General features: G+C 65.4%; 14 protein-coding genes. 5 read left to right on the top strand and 9 right to left on the bottom strand.

Annotated elements, in window-relative coordinates; genetic code table 11:
- The first annotated feature begins 23 nt into the window (after window positions 1–23).
- From tal to pgl, 5 genes are read left to right on the top strand one after another with little or no spacing between them, the layout of a single operon-like run.
- Window positions 24–1,139 carry a transaldolase gene (gene tal / locus MUK71_RS08530; RefSeq protein WP_227901909.1) on the top strand — a complete coding sequence of 372 codons (1,116 nt, stop codon included), beginning with the start codon at window positions 24–26 and terminating at the stop codon, window positions 1,137–1,139.
- Window positions 1,140–1,145: 6 nt separating this feature from the next.
- Window positions 1,146–2,774 carry a glucose-6-phosphate isomerase gene (locus MUK71_RS08525; RefSeq protein WP_227927817.1) on the top strand — a complete coding sequence of 543 codons (1,629 nt, stop codon included), beginning with the start codon at window positions 1,146–1,148 and terminating at the stop codon, window positions 2,772–2,774.
- On the top strand, window positions 2,775–4,319 hold the full coding sequence (gene zwf, locus MUK71_RS08520; protein ID WP_227927818.1) for a glucose-6-phosphate dehydrogenase: 1,545 nt from the start codon (window positions 2,775–2,777) through the stop codon (window positions 4,317–4,319).
- Window positions 4,316–5,251, top strand: coding sequence for a glucose-6-phosphate dehydrogenase assembly protein OpcA (locus tag MUK71_RS08515; RefSeq protein WP_227901912.1), 936 nt, complete (start codon window positions 4,316–4,318; stop codon window positions 5,249–5,251). Before zwf ends, MUK71_RS08515 begins: the two co-directional genes overlap by 4 nt.
- On the top strand, window positions 5,248–6,081 hold the full coding sequence (pgl, locus tag MUK71_RS08510) for a 6-phosphogluconolactonase (protein WP_227901913.1): 834 nt from the start codon (window positions 5,248–5,250) through the stop codon (window positions 6,079–6,081). Before MUK71_RS08515 ends, pgl begins: the two co-directional genes overlap by 4 nt.
- Window positions 6,082–6,147: 66 nt before the next feature.
- Here pgl and secG read toward each other — a convergent pair whose 3' ends face one another.
- From secG to uvrC, 9 genes are all read right to left on the bottom strand, one after another.
- On the bottom strand, window positions 6,148–6,399 hold the full coding sequence (gene secG, locus MUK71_RS08505; protein WP_227901914.1) for a preprotein translocase subunit SecG: 252 nt from the start codon (window positions 6,397–6,399) through the stop codon (window positions 6,148–6,150).
- 61 nt (window positions 6,400–6,460) lie between these two features.
- On the bottom strand, window positions 6,461–7,276 hold the full coding sequence (gene tpiA / locus MUK71_RS08500) for a triose-phosphate isomerase (protein WP_227901915.1): 816 nt from the start codon (window positions 7,274–7,276) through the stop codon (window positions 6,461–6,463).
- Window positions 7,277–7,386: 110 nt separating this feature from the next.
- Window positions 7,387–8,613, bottom strand: a complete 1,227-nt coding sequence (locus tag MUK71_RS08495) for a phosphoglycerate kinase (protein WP_227927819.1) — start codon at window positions 8,611–8,613, stop codon at window positions 7,387–7,389.
- Window positions 8,614–8,635: 22 nt separating this feature from the next.
- Window positions 8,636–9,640, bottom strand: coding sequence for a type I glyceraldehyde-3-phosphate dehydrogenase (gene gap / locus MUK71_RS08490; RefSeq protein ID WP_227901917.1), 1,005 nt, complete (start codon window positions 9,638–9,640; stop codon window positions 8,636–8,638).
- A gap of 236 nt (window positions 9,641–9,876) precedes the next feature.
- Entirely contained in the window at window positions 9,877–10,503 is a 627-nt protein-coding gene (locus MUK71_RS08485; protein ID WP_227901918.1) for a superoxide dismutase, read from the bottom strand.
- Between the two features lie 108 nt (window positions 10,504–10,611).
- Window positions 10,612–11,592: a DNA-binding protein WhiA gene (gene whiA / locus MUK71_RS08480; protein WP_227901919.1), complete on the bottom strand. Its 981-nt coding sequence runs from the start codon at window positions 11,590–11,592 to the stop codon at window positions 10,612–10,614.
- 10 nt (window positions 11,593–11,602) lie between these two features.
- Window positions 11,603–12,622 (bottom strand): gluconeogenesis factor YvcK family protein, encoded by a 1,020-nt coding sequence (locus MUK71_RS08475; protein WP_227927820.1) that lies wholly within the window; start codon window positions 12,620–12,622, stop codon window positions 11,603–11,605.
- Window positions 12,622–13,521 (bottom strand): RNase adapter RapZ, encoded by a 900-nt coding sequence (gene rapZ, locus MUK71_RS08470; protein WP_227927821.1) that lies wholly within the window; start codon window positions 13,519–13,521, stop codon window positions 12,622–12,624. The genes MUK71_RS08475 and rapZ overlap by 1 nt, the downstream gene beginning before the upstream one ends.
- 86 nt (window positions 13,522–13,607) lie before the next feature.
- Window positions 13,608–15,623, bottom strand: coding sequence for an excinuclease ABC subunit UvrC (uvrC, locus tag MUK71_RS08465; RefSeq protein ID WP_227927822.1), 2,016 nt, complete (start codon window positions 15,621–15,623; stop codon window positions 13,608–13,610).
- Window positions 15,624–15,643 lie beyond the last annotated feature (20 nt).

Here is a 15,643-nt window from a genome sequence, read left to right as displayed (position 1 = left end):
CCCCTTCACAAAGGAGCACCACCATGACTTCCACACCCACTGCCGCGCTTTCCCAAGCCGGTGTGTCCATCTGGCTGGACGATCTTTCCCGCGAACGGATTGTGTCCGGCTCCCTGAAGAAGCTCATCGACGAGAAGAACGTCGTCGGCGTGACCACCAACCCGAGCATTTTCGCTGCCGCCCTGGCCAACGGCGAGTCCTACGCCGCCCAGGTGCAGCAGCTTTCCCGCTCCGGTGCCGACGTCGACAAGTCCGTCTTCGAAATCACCACCGATGACGTCATCCAGGCCTGCGACGTGTTTGCTCCCGTGTACGAGGCAACCCACGGTGTTGACGGACGGGTCTCCATTGAGGTTGATCCGCGGCTGTCCCGGGATACCCAGGGCACCATCAACGAGGCGAAGGAACTCTTCGACAAGGTCGGCCGCGCGAACGTGCTGATCAAGATCCCCGCCACGAAGGAAGGGCTGCCGGCCATTTCCGCCACGCTGGCTGCGGGTATCAGCGTCAACGTGACCCTGATCTTCTCCCTGGAGCGCTACCGCGAGGTCATCAACGCGTTTATGGTCGGTATTGAGCAAGCCAAGGAGAACGGACACGACCTTTCCACCATCCACTCCGTGGCTTCCTTCTTCGTCTCCCGCGTGGACGCCGAGATTGACAAGCGCCTGGACGGCATCGGCACCGACGAAGCCACGGCCCTGAAGGGCAAGGCCGGCCTGGCCAACGCCCGCCTGGCCTACCAGGTCTTCGAGGAACAGTTCGCGACCGAACGCTGGCAGGTGCTGGCTGCAGCCGGTGCCAACGCGCAGCGCCCGCTCTGGGCGTCCACCGGCGTCAAGGACCCGGCCCTGCCGGACACCCTGTACGTCACGGGACTCGTGGCTCCGGAGACGGTGAACACCATGCCGGAGAAGACCCTGGAAGCCACCGCAGACCACGGCGAGGTTACCGGCAACACCATTGCGGGTACGTACGAAGAGTCCAACGGCGTCCTGGACCGCCTGGACGGGCTGGGCATCTCCTACAACGACGTCGTGGAGCAGCTGGAAACCGAAGGCCTCGATAAATTCGTGGTCAGCTGGGGCGAACTTCTTGAAACCGTTCAGACCGCACTGGATACCGCGAAAGAGGCGTAGGAAAAAATGACCACACTGTCCTTTGAAGCAGCCGGAGCAGCACGTGCAGCAGTAGATGCCCATGTGCCCGAACTCGTGGGCGACGAAGTAGCGTCGCGCCTGGTAGCCCAGGACCCCACTCTCTGGGGTCCTGACGCCGAAGCTGAGGCGTCGATCCGCCTGGGCTGGCTGAACCCGGGGGAAAGTTCCCGGCCGCTGCTGGGACAGATTGCGGCGCTTCGGGAGGAGCTCGCCGCCGAGTCGGTGACCCGCGTGGTCCTGGCCGGCATGGGCGGCTCCTCCCTGGCGCCGGAGGTTATTACCCGCACAGCGGGAGTGGACCTGACGGTCCTTGATTCCACCGACCCGGACGTGGTGGCAGCCGCCCTGGGTGAGCGCCTGGCGGAAACCGTGATTGTGGTGTCCTCCAAGTCCGGCTCCACCGTAGAGACGGACTCCCAGCGCCGGGTCTTCGAACAGGCCTTTACCGATGCCGGGATTGACGCCAAGTCCCGCATCGTCGTCGTGACCGATCCCGGATCACCCCTGGATGCAGCCGCGCGGGAAGCCGGCTACCGTGCCGTCTTCAACGCCGACCCGAACGTGGGCGGACGTTACTCGGCGCTGACCGCCTTCGGACTGGTGCCTTCCGGCCTGGCCGGGGCCGACATCGAAACCCTGCTGGATGACGCGGAAATGACCGTGGAGATCCTGCGTGACGACGCCCCGGACAACATGGGCCTGGAGCTCGGCGCAGCGCTGGGCGGTACCGAGCCGCTGCGCAACAAGATTGTCATTGTGGACGAAGGTTCCGGACTGGCAGGTTTCCCCGACTGGGCCGAGCAGCTGATCGCCGAGTCCACGGGCAAGCTCGGGACCGGTGTGCTGCCCGTTGTCGTTGAGGCCGGCGCACCGGAGATCACCTCGGACGCGGCCGACATCCTGACCGTACGCATTGTCCCCGCGGACTCCGAGGCCCTCCCGGAAGGAAACCAGGTACTGGTTGCGGGCAGCCTCGGCGCACAAATGGTGCTGTGGGAGTTTGCCACGGCCGTGGCCGGACGCCTGCTGCACATCAATCCGTTTGACCAGCCGGACGTGGAAGCCGCCAAAAAAGCGGCACGCGGACTGCTGGATGCGACCCCGGAGCCCACGGAACCCGCCTTTATTGACGGTTCCGTTGAGGTTCGCGGCCCGGCGTCCCTGCTGGGAACGGCCAACACCCTGCGCGGTGCACTGACGGCGCTGCTGGGCGAACTGGGGCCGGAGGGCTACCTGAGTGTCCAGGCCTACCTGGACCGCGACCGGCAGGCTGGCCTGGCCGATATCCGTGCCGACCTCGCGGCCGCCACCGGCCGTCCGGTGACCTTCGGGTGGGGACCGCGGTTCCTGCACTCCACCGGCCAGTTCCATAAGGGCGGACCGGCGGAAGGCGTCTACCTGCAGATCACCGGCCGTCCCGCCACCGACGTCGCGATCCCCGACCGGCCCTTCACCTTCGGCGAGCTCATCAGCGCCCAGGCCGCCGGCGATGCCTCCGTGCTGGCCGATCAGGGACGCCCCGTGCTGCGCCTGCACCTGCTCAACCGCGAGGAGGGCGTCCGCGAAATCGAAAACGTCGTGCGGTCCCTCTCCGCTGAAGGCGGTAACAAGTAAATGGCCGCAAAGGAGAAAACCGGCAGGAGGAACCCGCTCCGGGATCCGCGGGACCGGCGGCTGAGCCGGATCGCCGGGCCGTCCTCCCTGGTAATCTTCGGGGTGACCGGAGACCTGGCGCGGAAGAAACTGATCCCTGCCGTCTATGACCTGGCCAACCGCGGGCTGCTTCCGCCGAGCTTTTCGCTGGTCGGTTTCGGCCGCCGGCCCTGGAGCCACGAGGAATTCGCCGCGCAGGTGAAGGAGTCGGTGCAGGCCCACGCCCGCACCGACTTCAACGAGAACGTCTGGAAGCAGCTGGCCGAAGGTATCCGTTTCGTTGAAGGCGGTTTCGACAGCGACGAGGCTTTCGGACAGCTCAAGGCAACACTGGAAGACCTCGACACCCAACGCGGAACGCGCGGCAACCATGCCTTCTACCTTTCCGTCCCGCCCAAATCCTTCGAACAGGTCTGCCAACAGCTCTCCGAACACGGGCTGGCGAAAACCTCGCAGGGCAAGTGGCGGCGGGTGGTGATCGAGAAGCCGTTCGGCCACGACCTGAAGTCCGCACGCGAACTGAACAACGTGGTGGAATCGGTGTTCCCGGCCGACTCGGTGTTCCGCATCGACCATTACCTGGGCAAGGAAACCGTCCAGAACATCCTGGCCCTGCGGTTCGCCAACCAGCTGTTCGAACCAATCTGGAACGCCAACCACGTGGACCACGTGCAGATCACCATGGCGGAGGACATCGGCATCGGCGGGCGCGCCGGCTATTACGACGGCGTGGGTGCGGCCCGCGACGTCATCCAGAACCACCTGCTCCAGCTGCTGGCACTCACCGCCATGGAAGAGCCCATCTCCTTTGACGCTGACCACCTGCGGGCTGAGAAGGAAAAGGTCCTGGCTGCGGTCCGGCTGCCCAAGGACCTCTCCCGCAGCTCGGCACGGGGCCAGTACACCGGCGGCTGGCAGGGCGGTGAAAAGGTCACCGGTTTCCTGGAGGAGGAGGGCTTCAATCCCGAATCCAGGACTGAAACCTTCGCCGCCATCCGCCTGGACATCAACACGCGCCGGTGGGCCGGTGTCCCGTTCTACCTGCGTGCCGGCAAGCGGCTCGGCCGCCGCGTCACGGAGATCGCCGTGGTCTTCAAACGCTCCCCCAACCTGCTGTTCCGTGAGCACAATGATGACGATTTCGGCCAGAATGCGGTTGTGATCCGGGTGCAGCCGGACGAAGGCGCCACCATCCGGTTCGGCTCCAAGGTGCCCGGGACCCAGATGGAGGTCCGCGACGTGTCGATGGACTTCGGCTACGGCCATTCCTTCACCGAATCCAGTCCCGAAGCCTACGAACGGCTCATCCTGGACGTGCTGCTGGGCGAACCGCCGCTCTTCCCCCGCCATCAGGAAGTGGAGCTGTCCTGGAAGATTGTGGATCCCTTCGAGGAGTACTGGGCATCGCTCGATGAGCAGCCTGAGCCGTATGCCCCGGGCAGCTGGGGTCCCGACTCCGCCAACGAACTGCTTGCCCAAGATGGAAGGACCTGGAGAAGGCCGTGATAGTAGACCTGCCGGACACCACTACGTCCAAGGTGTCCAAGGAAATAGTTGCCATGCGCGAAAAGGGCGGCGTGGTGACTCTTGGCCGGGTGCTGACTCTGGTGGTGGACACGCAGCCCGACTTCGTCGAAGAGGCCATTGCTGCAGCCAACGAAGCCAGCCGGGAACACCCCTGCCGGATTATCGTGCTTGCCGAAGGCAGCCCCGCTGATCCCACCCGGCTCGATGCGCAGATAAGGGTCGGCGGAGACGCCGGCGCCTCCGAGGTTATTGTCCTGTCCGGGCACGGGGAACTTGCCGGTGAAAGCGAGTCCCTGGTCTCGGCGCTGCTGCTGCCGGATGCGCCCATTGTGGTGTGGTGGCCGCACGGCGTTCCGGAGAACCCGGCAGAGACTCCGCTGGGGTGCATAGCGCACCGGCGGATTACCGACGCTGCGACCGAGCCCAACCCCAAGGAGGCGCTGCTGCACCTGGCGGACACCTATGCGGCGGGCGATACGGACCTGAGCTGGACGCGGCTGACCAACTGGAGGGTCCAGCTGGCAGCCGTCCTTGACGGCGCAGGATCGTCGCCGGTGCAATCCGCCGTGGTCGAAGGTGCTTCGGATTCGGCCAGCACTTTCCTGCTCGCCGCGTGGCTGAAGAAGGCCCTGGCCGTACCGGTGGAAATCATCGAAGGCGAAGCGGGCACTGGAATCCACCGGGTGCAGTTCCGCAGGCCGGAGGGAGACGTGGTGCTGGCACGCCCGGACCAGGTCACGGCCCACCTTACCCAGCCCGGCCAGCCCGAACAGCAGATTTCGCTTCCGCGGCGTACCCTGCGGGACTGCCTCGCCGAGGAACTGCGCCGGCTGGACCCGGACGAAGTGTTTGGAGAAGTACTCACTGAGGGACTGGCCGCGTGCCTGTCCCAGGAAGGGGCCAGCGCATGAGGCACTCCCCCAACGGCGTCAGCATCCACCCGGACCCGCAGGCACTGGTCTCGGCCATTGCTGCCCGTCTGATCACCAAACTCGTTGACGTGCAAAGCCGCCGCGGCGAGGCCACGGTTGTTCTCACGGGCGGAAGCGTGGGGATCGCCGCACTGGAGGCCGTCACTGCGAATCCTGCCCGGACTGCGGTGGACTGGACCCGCGTCAACTTCTGGTGGGGCGATGAACGGTTCCTGCCGCAGGGCGATCCGGAGCTGAACTCCCTTCAGGCCAGGCAGGCCATGCTGGCACCCCTTGGGGTGCCAGCCGAACGCATTCATGCCGTGGCCACGTCCAACGAGGTAGCCACTGTGGAAGAAGCGGCAGCGGATTATGCCCTGCAGCTGGCCGAAGCGGCCGCAGCCGAGGAGCTTGCTCAGGGTTTCGAGCCGGTTGACCCGCGGCTGCCCCGCTTCGATGTACTGCTGCTCGGTGTCGGTCCGGATGCGCACATTGCCTCACTTTTCCCGGAAATGCCGGGGGTGCGGACGGTCGGTGCAACCACCGTGGCAGTTCGGGACGCGCCCAAGCCGCCGCCGGAACGTATCTCCCTGACCCTGGAAACGATCAATACCGCTGAAGAGGTCTGGCTGGGAGTTGCCGGCGACGATAAGGCCGGCGCCGTGGGCCTGGCCCTGGCAGGCGCCGGACCCATCCAGGTGCCGGCAGCCGGTGCCCGCGGGCGAACCAAGACCCGCTGGCTCATCGACCAGGCGGCAGCAGCCCAGCTCTCCCGCCGCCTGCTCGATTCCGAGCAGGAGCACGCCGGCACGGACGACGACGAGGAATAAGGCACCACAGCACAGGAAAGGCCCCCGGCGAAACCGCCGGGGGCCTTTCCTGTGGTGAGTCTGTTATTAGGCTTCGCCGGCGAAGCGCTGGATCAGGCCGAGGGCCACGATGACCAGGCCCCAGGCCAGTGCAAGCCCCACCGTGAAACGGTTCAGGTTCTTTTCCGCAACGCCGGAGGAACCGAGGCTGCTGGTCATGCCGCCGCCGAACATGTCCGACATGCCGCCGCCGCGTCCCTTGTGCAGCAGGATCAGCAGGGTCAGCAGCAGGCTCGTGATGGCAAGAAGCACCAGCAGGATGATCTTCAGAATTTCCACTTACGGCCTTTCGGGTGACTCATGGATTGGGGACGCCGCTGCGGCGCCCTTCAGCGGCAGTTCAGTCAGTCACCAGATGTTGTTCGAACCTGACAATATTAGCAAACTCGCCTACATCCAAACTGGCGCCGCCCACCAGCACGCCGTCTACGTCACGCTCGCCCAGAATACTGGCGGCATTGGCAGCCTTGACCGAGCCGCCGTACAGCAGGCGCGTCCTGGCTGCAGTGGCGTCGTCGTACAGATCCGCGATTTCCGCGCGGATGGCAGCGCACATTTCCTGAGCGTCCTCCGGGCCTGCGACTTCACCGGTGCCGATGGCCCATACGGGTTCGTAGGCGATGACGAGGTTGGCCACCTGCTCCGCGTCGAGGCCCGAAAGATCCTTGCGGACCTGCTCCAGGGTGTGAAGCACGTGGTCCCCGGCCTGGCGGACTTCAAGGCCCTCACCGACGCAGAGCACGGGCACGAGGTTATGCCGGTAGGCCGCCTTGAGCTTCTCGTTCAGCAGCTCATCGCTTTCTCCATGGACGGAGCGGCGTTCGCTGTGGCCCACCAGGACGTAGCTGCAGCCGAGCTTGGACAGGAACTGACCGGAAACGTCGCCGGTGTACGCGCCGGAATCAAACGGAGACAGGTCCTGAGCGCCGTACTCCACCTTGAGCTTGTCGCCCTGGACCAGGGTCTGGGTGCTGCGGAGGTCGGTGAACGGCGGGAACACCACTACCTCCACCCGTCCGAAGTCGTGGCGGGCGTCGCTGAGCGTCCAGGCCAGCTTCTGCAGCAGGGTGATGCCCTGGACGTGGTCCATGTTCATCTTCCAGTTGCCGGCGATCAGGGGTGTGCGGTCGAACTTCCCGTTCGTGGAGGTTGTCATGGTTGCTCCGGTTTCTAACTCGCGGTGCACCGGCCGTGCGGGCCGGGCGGGATGGGACATGCAGGTGCGGGCCCGCGCCGGTTACCCGGCGGCGGACCCGCACCGAAAAACTACTTATCCAGGACGGTGAGGCCCGGCAGGGCCTTGCCTTCCAGGTATTCGAGGCTGGCGCCGCCGCCAGTGGAAATGTGCCCGAAGTCCGCTTCGGAGAAGCCCAGCTTGCGGACAGCCGCCGCGGAGTCGCCGCCGCCGACAACGCTGAAGCCGGAGGAGTCCTTGAGCGCCTGGGCAACGGCACGCGTGCCGTTGGCAAAGGCTTCGAACTCGAACACACCCATGGGTCCGTTCCAGAAAATGGTCCGGCCCTTGCCGATGTGTTCGGCAAACGCGTCCGCGGAGTCGGGCCCGATATCCAGGCCGATGCCCGAAGCACCAAAACGGCTGGACTCCATGGCATCGGCAGGGACGGTGGCAACATCGGCGTCGGCGGCGAACTTATCCGCCACCACGATGTCGGTCGGCAGGACAAATTCGCAGCCGACCTCCTTGGCACGGCTCAGGTATCCCTTAACATTCTCGATCTGGTCTGCCTCCAGCAGGGAGGCACCCACCTGGTGGCCCTGGGCGGCCAGGAAGGTGAAGACCATGCCGCCGCCCACCAGCAGGTAGTCGGCACGGTCCATCAGGTTCTCAATGACGGCGAGTTTGTCCGAAACCTTCGATCCGCCCAACACCACCACATAGGGCTTTTCGGGGTTTTCGGTCAGGCGCTTGAGCACCTGGACCTCGGTGTGCACCAGATCCCCTTCATAGGCGGGCAGGATCTCAGCGATGTCGTAGACGCTGGCATGCTTGCGGTGGACGGCGCCGAAGGCATCATCCACGTACGCGCCGCGATCTCCGGTCAGTGCCGCAAGGTCCCGCGCCAGGGCCTGCCGTTCGCCGTCGTCCTTGGACGTCTCCCGGGGGTCGAAGCGGATGTTCTGCAGCACCAGCACGGACCCTGCGGCCAGGGAGCCTGCCAGTTCCCGTGCGCTGTCCCCCACCACGTCTTCGGCGAACTCCACCGCGAACGGGGAAAGTTCGTCAAGCCGCTCGACGGCGGGGCGCAGCGAATACTTCTCGTCGGGCGTGCCCTTGGGGCGGCCGAGGTGCGCCATGACAATGACTTTTGCGCCGTGTTCCACGAGCTTCTGAAGCGTGGGAATGGAAGCCCGGATACGGCCGTCATCGGTGACGCGGCCGTCCGCCAGCGGCACGTTCAGGTCCGAGCGGACCAGGACGTACCTGCCTTCGACGCCGTCACTGATCAGGTCGGAGAGAGTTTTGACAGTCATTTCTACCTTTGCGTGCGGTCGGTTAAAGTTTCGAGGCGACGAGGGACGTCAGGTCCACCAGGCGGCAGGAGTAGCCCCACTCGTTGTCGTACCAGCCCACAACCTTCACCTGGTTGCCCATCACCCGGGTGAGCCCGGAATCGAAGATGCAGGAGGCCGGATCGGTGACGATGTCGGAGGAGACAATAGGCTCGTCCGTGTAGCGCAGGATGCCCGCCAGCGGACCGTTGGCCGCCGTCTTGTAGACATCGTTGATCTCCTCAACCGTGGCTTCGCGGCCGACTGTCACGGTCAGGTCCGTCACCGAGCCGGTGGGAACCGGAACCCGGAGGGCGAACCCGTCCAGCTTGCCGTCCAGTTCGGGAAGCACCTGCCCGATGGCCTTTGCAGCACCGGTGGTGGTGGGCACAATGTTCAGGGCGGCGGCACGGGCCCGGCGCAGGTCACGGTGCGGGCCGTCCTGGAGGTTCTGGTCTGCGGTGTAGGCGTGCACGGTGGTCATCAGGCCGCGTTCAATGCCGAAGGCTTCGTGGAGCACCTTGGCCAGCGGGCCCAGGCAGTTGGTGGTGCAGGAGGCGTTGGAAATAATGTTCTGGGTGGCGGGATCATAGTCCGCATCATTGACCCCCATCACGATGGTGATGTCTGAGCCCTTGCCCGGTGCGGAAATCAGCACTTTCTTGGCGCCCGCATCCAGGTGCTTCTTCGCGTCTTCGGCCTTGGTGAAGAAACCGGTGGACTCAATGACGATGTCCACGCCCAGATCCGACCAGGGCAGGTTTGCGGGGTCGCGTTCCGCCAGGACCTTGATGGTTTTGCCGCCAACAACAATGTTGCCGTCCCGTACTTCAAGGTCGGCTCCCAGCCGGCCGGTCACGGAATCGTACTTCAGCAGGTGGGCGAGGGTTTCCGGGCTGGTGAGGTCATTGACGGCGACGATGTCGAGGTCCGCGTTCTGCTCCAGTGCGGCACGGAAGTAGTTGCGGCCGATACGTCCGAATCCGTTGATTCCAACACGAGTAGTCACTTTTCTGTCTCCTTGATAGGGGGTCAATTGAGAACTGAGTGACCTCGGTAAGAAGCCACCGGACTGACTGCGGCCTGACAACCTCCGCTTGGGGAACACATCCGGCCGCGGCGCCGTGTCTCCGTCCTGCCCGGATGCCGGAGCATCGGGCAGGACGGTGACCTACGGAATATCTTACGCGTCACAGTCTCCGTAGGGACCGGGACGGGAGCACATTGGTGCTCTTTGGGTACGGACTAGGCCGGGACGATCAGGCCCTTGGCACCGGTGCGGGCAGCGTCGAAGCGTGCTGCGACATCGGCCCAGTTGACAATGTTCCAGAAGGCCTTGACGTAGTCAGCCTTGACGTTGACGTAGTCCAGGTAGAAGGCGTGCTCCCACATGTCCAGCATCAGCAGCGGAATGGTGCCTACGGGGACGTTGCCCTGCTGATCGTAGAGCTGCTCGATGACCAGGTTCTTGCCCAGCGGTTCGTAGGCCAGGATGGCCCAGCCGGAGCCCTGGATGGAGTTGGCCACAGCGGTGAACTGGCCACGGAACTTGTCGAAGGATCCGAAGAACTCGTCGATGGCCGCTGCGAGTTCGCCTTCGGGCTTGTCGCCGCCGTCCGGGGACATGTTGTTCCAGAAGATGCTGTGGTTGGTGTGGCCGCCCAGGTGGAAGGCCAGATCCTTGGAGAGCTTCGTCATGGTGCCGAACTCGCCCTTTTCGCGGGCTTCGGCCATCTGTGCCAGTGCCGTGTTGGCGCCTGCTACATAAGTGGCGTGGTGCTTGTCATGGTGCAGTTCCATGATGCGCGCGGAGATGTGGGGTTCCAGGGCTGCGTAGTCGTACGGCAGTTCCGGCAGTGTGTATTCGTTCACGAAAATCCTCCGTTGATATGTCGGATCGATGATCCGGACGGAATGCCCGTCCGGAAACTCATGGTGCCGCCAAAAGGCAGCATGCTTAGTCCATCCTATGCAATATCGCTATTCATCCAACATTTCCGGCGTGACACTGGACTCAGTACCCGGAATCCCCAGTTCAGCTGCCCTCTTGTCGGCCATGGCAAGCAGCCGCCGGATCCGGCCGGCGATGGCGTCCTTGGTCATGGGCGGTTCGGCCAGGTGGCCCAGTTCGTCGAGGCTGGCCTGCTTGTGTGCCACGCGCAGCTCCCCCGCGTAGCGCAGGTGCTCGGGCACGTCCTCGCCCAGGATTTCCAGGGCACGCTCCACACGGGCGCCGGCAGCGACGGCGGCCTGGGCCGAACGGCGCAGATTCGCGTCGTCGAAATTGGCGAGCCGGTTTGCGGTGGCCCGCACTTCCTTGCGCATCCGCCGTTCCTCCCACACCATCAGCGCATCGTGGGCGCCCATCCGGGTAAGCAGGGCGGCGATGGTGTCGCCGTCGCGGATCACCACGCGGTCCACTCCGCGGACCTCGCGTGCCTTGGCGGAAATGCCGATCCGGCGGGCGGAACCGACCAGGGCGAGGGCGGCCTCGGGTCCCGGGCAGGTAACTTCCAGGGAGGAGGAACGGCCGGGCTCGGTGAGGGACCCGTGTGCCAGGAAGGCGCCCCGCCAGACGGCTTCGGCGTCGGCTGCGGAGCCGTTGACCACCACTGAGGGCAGGCCGCGGACGGGACGGCCGCGGGAGTCGAGCAGCCCGGTCTGCCGGGCCAGGGATTCGCCGTCCTTGACTACGCGCACCACGTAGCGGTTTCCGCGGCGCAGGCCGCCGCCGGAGACCACAATGATGTCGCTGGCATGCCCGTAGACCTCCGCGATGGCCGAGCGGAGCCGGCGGGCGGTGGAAGCAAGGTCCACTTCGGCTTCGATGACTATGCGTCCGGAGATGATGTGAAGCCCCCCGGCAAAACGCAGCATCGCCGATACTTCAGCCTTGCGGACTGAGGATTTTTTCACCTCGAGGCGCGAAAGTTCCTCTTTTACTGCTGCGGTCAGCGCCACAAAAACACTCCTAAATCTCCCCAAACATATCGTGGAAGGCGGTCGCGAGGCGGAGCGGATCATGGATCGGACGCCCCGACGCTGCCCCCACCTTACCGAAGACCGCGCGGCCGCCCAGTTCGGCGACGGCCTCTTCGAACGCTTCCCGGTCCCCTACCACTGACGGATCCACCAGGACGGCATCCACCTTGAACTCCGGGGCGTAACGCCGGATCACAGCCAGGTGGTCCACGGCGCTCATGCCCGCGGTTTCCGTGGTTTCGTTGCTCAGGTTCATCGTCAGGCAACGCTTGGCGGAGGTGGCGCAGAGCGCATCCCGCAGCTGCGGCAGCATCAGGTGCGGAAGCACCGAGGTGTACCAGGACCCTGGGCCAAGGATGACCCAGTCGGCAAGGTCGATTGCCTCCAGGGCAGCCGGGCAGGCCGGTGCGTCAGCCGGCAGCAGCCTGACCTCATGGACATTGCTGCGGGTTCCGGCGGCGGCCAGGCGGGCCTGCCCGGTTACCGTTTCGATCCGGGTGCCGGCAGCGGTCCGGCGGATCACGTCGCCTTCAATGGTCAGCGGCAGGGTGGACATCGGCAGTACCTGGCCGCGGGCACCGAGCAGCGCACCGGCCCACTGCAGTCCGGCTACCGGATCCCCCAGCAGCTCCCAGAGGGTGACAATCAGCAGGTTGCCCAGGGCATGGTCATCCAGTGAACCGTCCACGCCCGGACGGGAGCGGAAGCGGTGCTGCATCACGTCACGCCAGGTCCTGCCCCAGTCGGTGTCGTCGCAGAGCGCGGCCAGCGCCATTCGGAGGTCGCCGGGCGGCAGGACACCGAGCTCCCGGCGCAGGCGGCCCGAGGACCCGCCGTCGTCGGCCACGGTGACGACGGCGGTGAGGTCGGTGGTGAGCAGCCGCAGGGCAGACAGGGACGCAGAGAGGCCGTGGCCGCCGCCCAGGGCGACAACGGATCCGGCCTTACCGGGTTCCTCCCGTCCCTTCGCCTCCGGTATCAGGGGCAGCGGTCCGGTGAGAAAGGACATTATTCGCGCCCCAGATCCCGGTGGTGGGAGCTGACGGTGACGCGTGGAAGCTGGGCCAGGCGCTTGGCCAGCTCTTCGGTAACCGCTACGGAGCGGTGCTTGCCGCCGGTGCAGCCCACGGCAATGGTGGCGTAGTGCTTGTTCTCCCGGCGGTAGCCGTCGATGACCGGCTCCAGGGCTTCCACGTAGCGGTCCAGGAACTCGGCGGTTCCCTTGGCCTGCAGGACATAGTCCCGGACATTCTCGTCCAGCCCGGTGTGCGGGCGCAGCTGCGGGACCCAGTGCGGGTTGGGGATGAAGCGGACATCCGCCACGTAGTTCGCGTCCACGGGCAGTCCGTATTTGAAGCCGAAGCTCATCACGTTCAGGCGCAGCACAATGGGACCGGACTCGGTAAACAGCTCGGTGACGGTGGTGGCCAGCGCGTGCACGTTCAGCTTGGAGGTATCCACCACGACGTCGGAGCTGTCCCGCAGCTCGGCAAGCACCTCGCGTTCGGAGGCGATGCCATCCAGGATGCTGCCGTCCCCCTGAAGGGGGTGCGGGCGCCGGCCCTGTTCAAACCGGCGGACCAGGGTTGCGTCGTCGGCGTCGAGGAAGAGCACCCGGTAGGCGACGCCCGCGGCACGCAGGTTCCGCAGGGCTTCCTGGATGTCCCGGAAGAGCTCCTTGCTGCGGACATCGATGACTACGGCCAGCTTGGGGATGGACTGCGGCATCCTGGACACCAGTTCGGTGAGGGTGCCCAGCATCAGCGGCGGGAGGTTCTCGACCACGTACCAGCCGTGGTCCTCGAGCGCGTTCGCAGCCGTGCTGCGTCCGGCGCCGGACATGCCCGTGACAACGAGCAGCTCGGATTCCTCGGGCTTGACTATGGACAAGCCGTCCTCTTGCGTCATGTGGTGTGATCCCATCCTGTTGCACTGCCTGGCCCTGCCCGGAAAGGCATCATCCGTTCCCGCGACACGCCGGTTTCCCAGCGTAGCTAAGTTTCCAGGATTTCGCCGGTGGACATGTTCACTGCCGGTGCCGCCTCCGCCTTGGAACTATCGGCCAGACGGCTGCGGAGGTTAGCAGCCATGGCCGGTCCGATGCCGGGAACCTGCTGCAGTTCCTCCTCGGAGGCAGCCCGGAGTTTCTTCACTGAGCCAAAGTGCTTGAGCAGGGCCTGCCGCTTGGCGGGGCCCAGGCCCGGGACCTCGTCCAGGAGCGAAGCGGTCATGGACTTGCCGCGCTTCTGGCGGTGGAAGGTGATGGCAAACCGGTGCGCCTCGTCGCGGATACGCTGCAGCAGGAACAGTGCTTCGGAGGCGCGGGGCAGGATCACCGGGAAATCGCTGTCCGGGACCCAGACCTCCTCGAGGCGTTTCGCCAGACCCACCACCTGCACGTCGGTGATGCCCAGGTCCGCCAGTGCCCTGGAGGCCGCGGCAACCTGGGGCTGGCCGCCGTCGACCACCACCAGGTTCGGCGGATAGGCGAACTTGGTGCGCGGCGCCGGGGTCAGGGTATCCGTGAGCGGCTGCACGTCGGTTGCGCCGTCGTCGAGGCGCTCTGCCGGCAGTTCCTGCGGGGCATCCGGATCAGCTGCCGGATCCGCGTTTTCAGCCAGGTAGTTGCGGAAGCGCCGCGAAATGACGTCATACATGGAGGCAGTGTCATCACGTGCGGCTTCTCCGGTGATGGAGAACTTCCGATAGTCGGATTTCTTGGGCAGGCCGTCTTCGGCCACCACCATGGAGGCCACTACATTGGTGCCGGAGACGTGGGAGATGTCATAGCATTCGATCCGCAGCGGAGCCGCGTCCAGGTCCAGGGCCTCCTGGAGCTCCTGCAGGGCGGCAGAGCGCGTGGTGATGTCGCCCGCCCGGCGGCTCTTGTGCAGCCGGAGGGCATCGGAGGCGTTACGGGCCACGGTTTCCATGAGCGCTTTTTTGTCGCCGCGCATGGGCACCCGGATGTCCACCCGCGCGCCCCGCAGGCCGTGCAGCCACTCGGCCAGTTCCTCGGCATTGGGGGGAAGCACCGGGACCAGGACCTGGCGCGGAATGCGGTCCGTGGAATTCGCCTCGCCGTAGACCTGCTGGATCAGGTGCTCCACCAGATCCGCGGTGTCGTTGTCCTCCACCTTTTCCACCACCCAGCCGCGCTGTCCGCGGATGCGCCCGCCGCGGACGTGGAAGACCTGGGCTGAGGCCTCCAGCTCATCCTCTTCGAGGGCGAAAATGTCCGCGTCGGTGTCTTCGCTGAGCACTACGTTGTTGCGCTCGAACACTTTGCGCAGTGCCGAAATGTCGTCGCGGAGACGGGCCGCGGTCTCATAGTCCAGTTCGGACACCGCGGCCTGCATCTCCTTTTCCAGGCTGGAGATGAACCGTTTGCCCTCCCCTGCCATGAAATCGCACAGCTCGGCGGCGAGCTGGCGGTGGTCTTCGGGGCTGATCCTCCCCACGCAGGGGGCGGCGCACTTGTCGATGTAGCCGAGCAGGCAGGGCCGGCCGGTGCGTTCGGCGCGCTTGAAAACGCCGCTGCTGCAGGTGCGCACCGGAAAGACGCGGAGCAGCGTGTCCAGGGTTTCCCGGATGGCTTTGGCCGGGTAGAAGGGCCCGAAATAGCGGGTGTCCTTGCGCCGGTCGCCGCGCATCACCTGGGCGCGGGGGTACTTCTCCCCCATGGTCACGGCCAGGTAGGGGTAGGACTTGTCGTCCCGGAACATGATGTTGAACCGCGGATTGAATTCCTTGATCCACGTGTATTCAAGCTGCAGTGCTTCCAGCTCGGTTCCCACCACGGTCCACTCCACGCCGGCGGCAGTGTGCACCATGGCCCTGGTTTTGGGCATCAGGCCGCGCGGATTGGCGAAGTAGGAGTTCAGTCGGGAGCGGAGGTTCTTGGCCTTGCCCACGTAGATGATCCGGCCGTGTTCATCCCGGAAACGGTAAACGCCCGGGGCCGTGGGGATCTCCCCTGTTTTTGGCCGGTAGGTTGCTGGATCTGCCACTGTTCCATCCTACGTTCGCC

The organism is Arthrobacter zhangbolii (assembly GCF_022869865.1).
GTDB classification, from domain to species: domain Bacteria; phylum Actinomycetota; class Actinomycetes; order Actinomycetales; family Micrococcaceae; genus Arthrobacter_B; species Arthrobacter_B zhangbolii.
The sequence above is the reverse complement of the archived record's forward strand: the minus strand, read 5'-3'. Positions and strand labels throughout refer to the sequence as shown.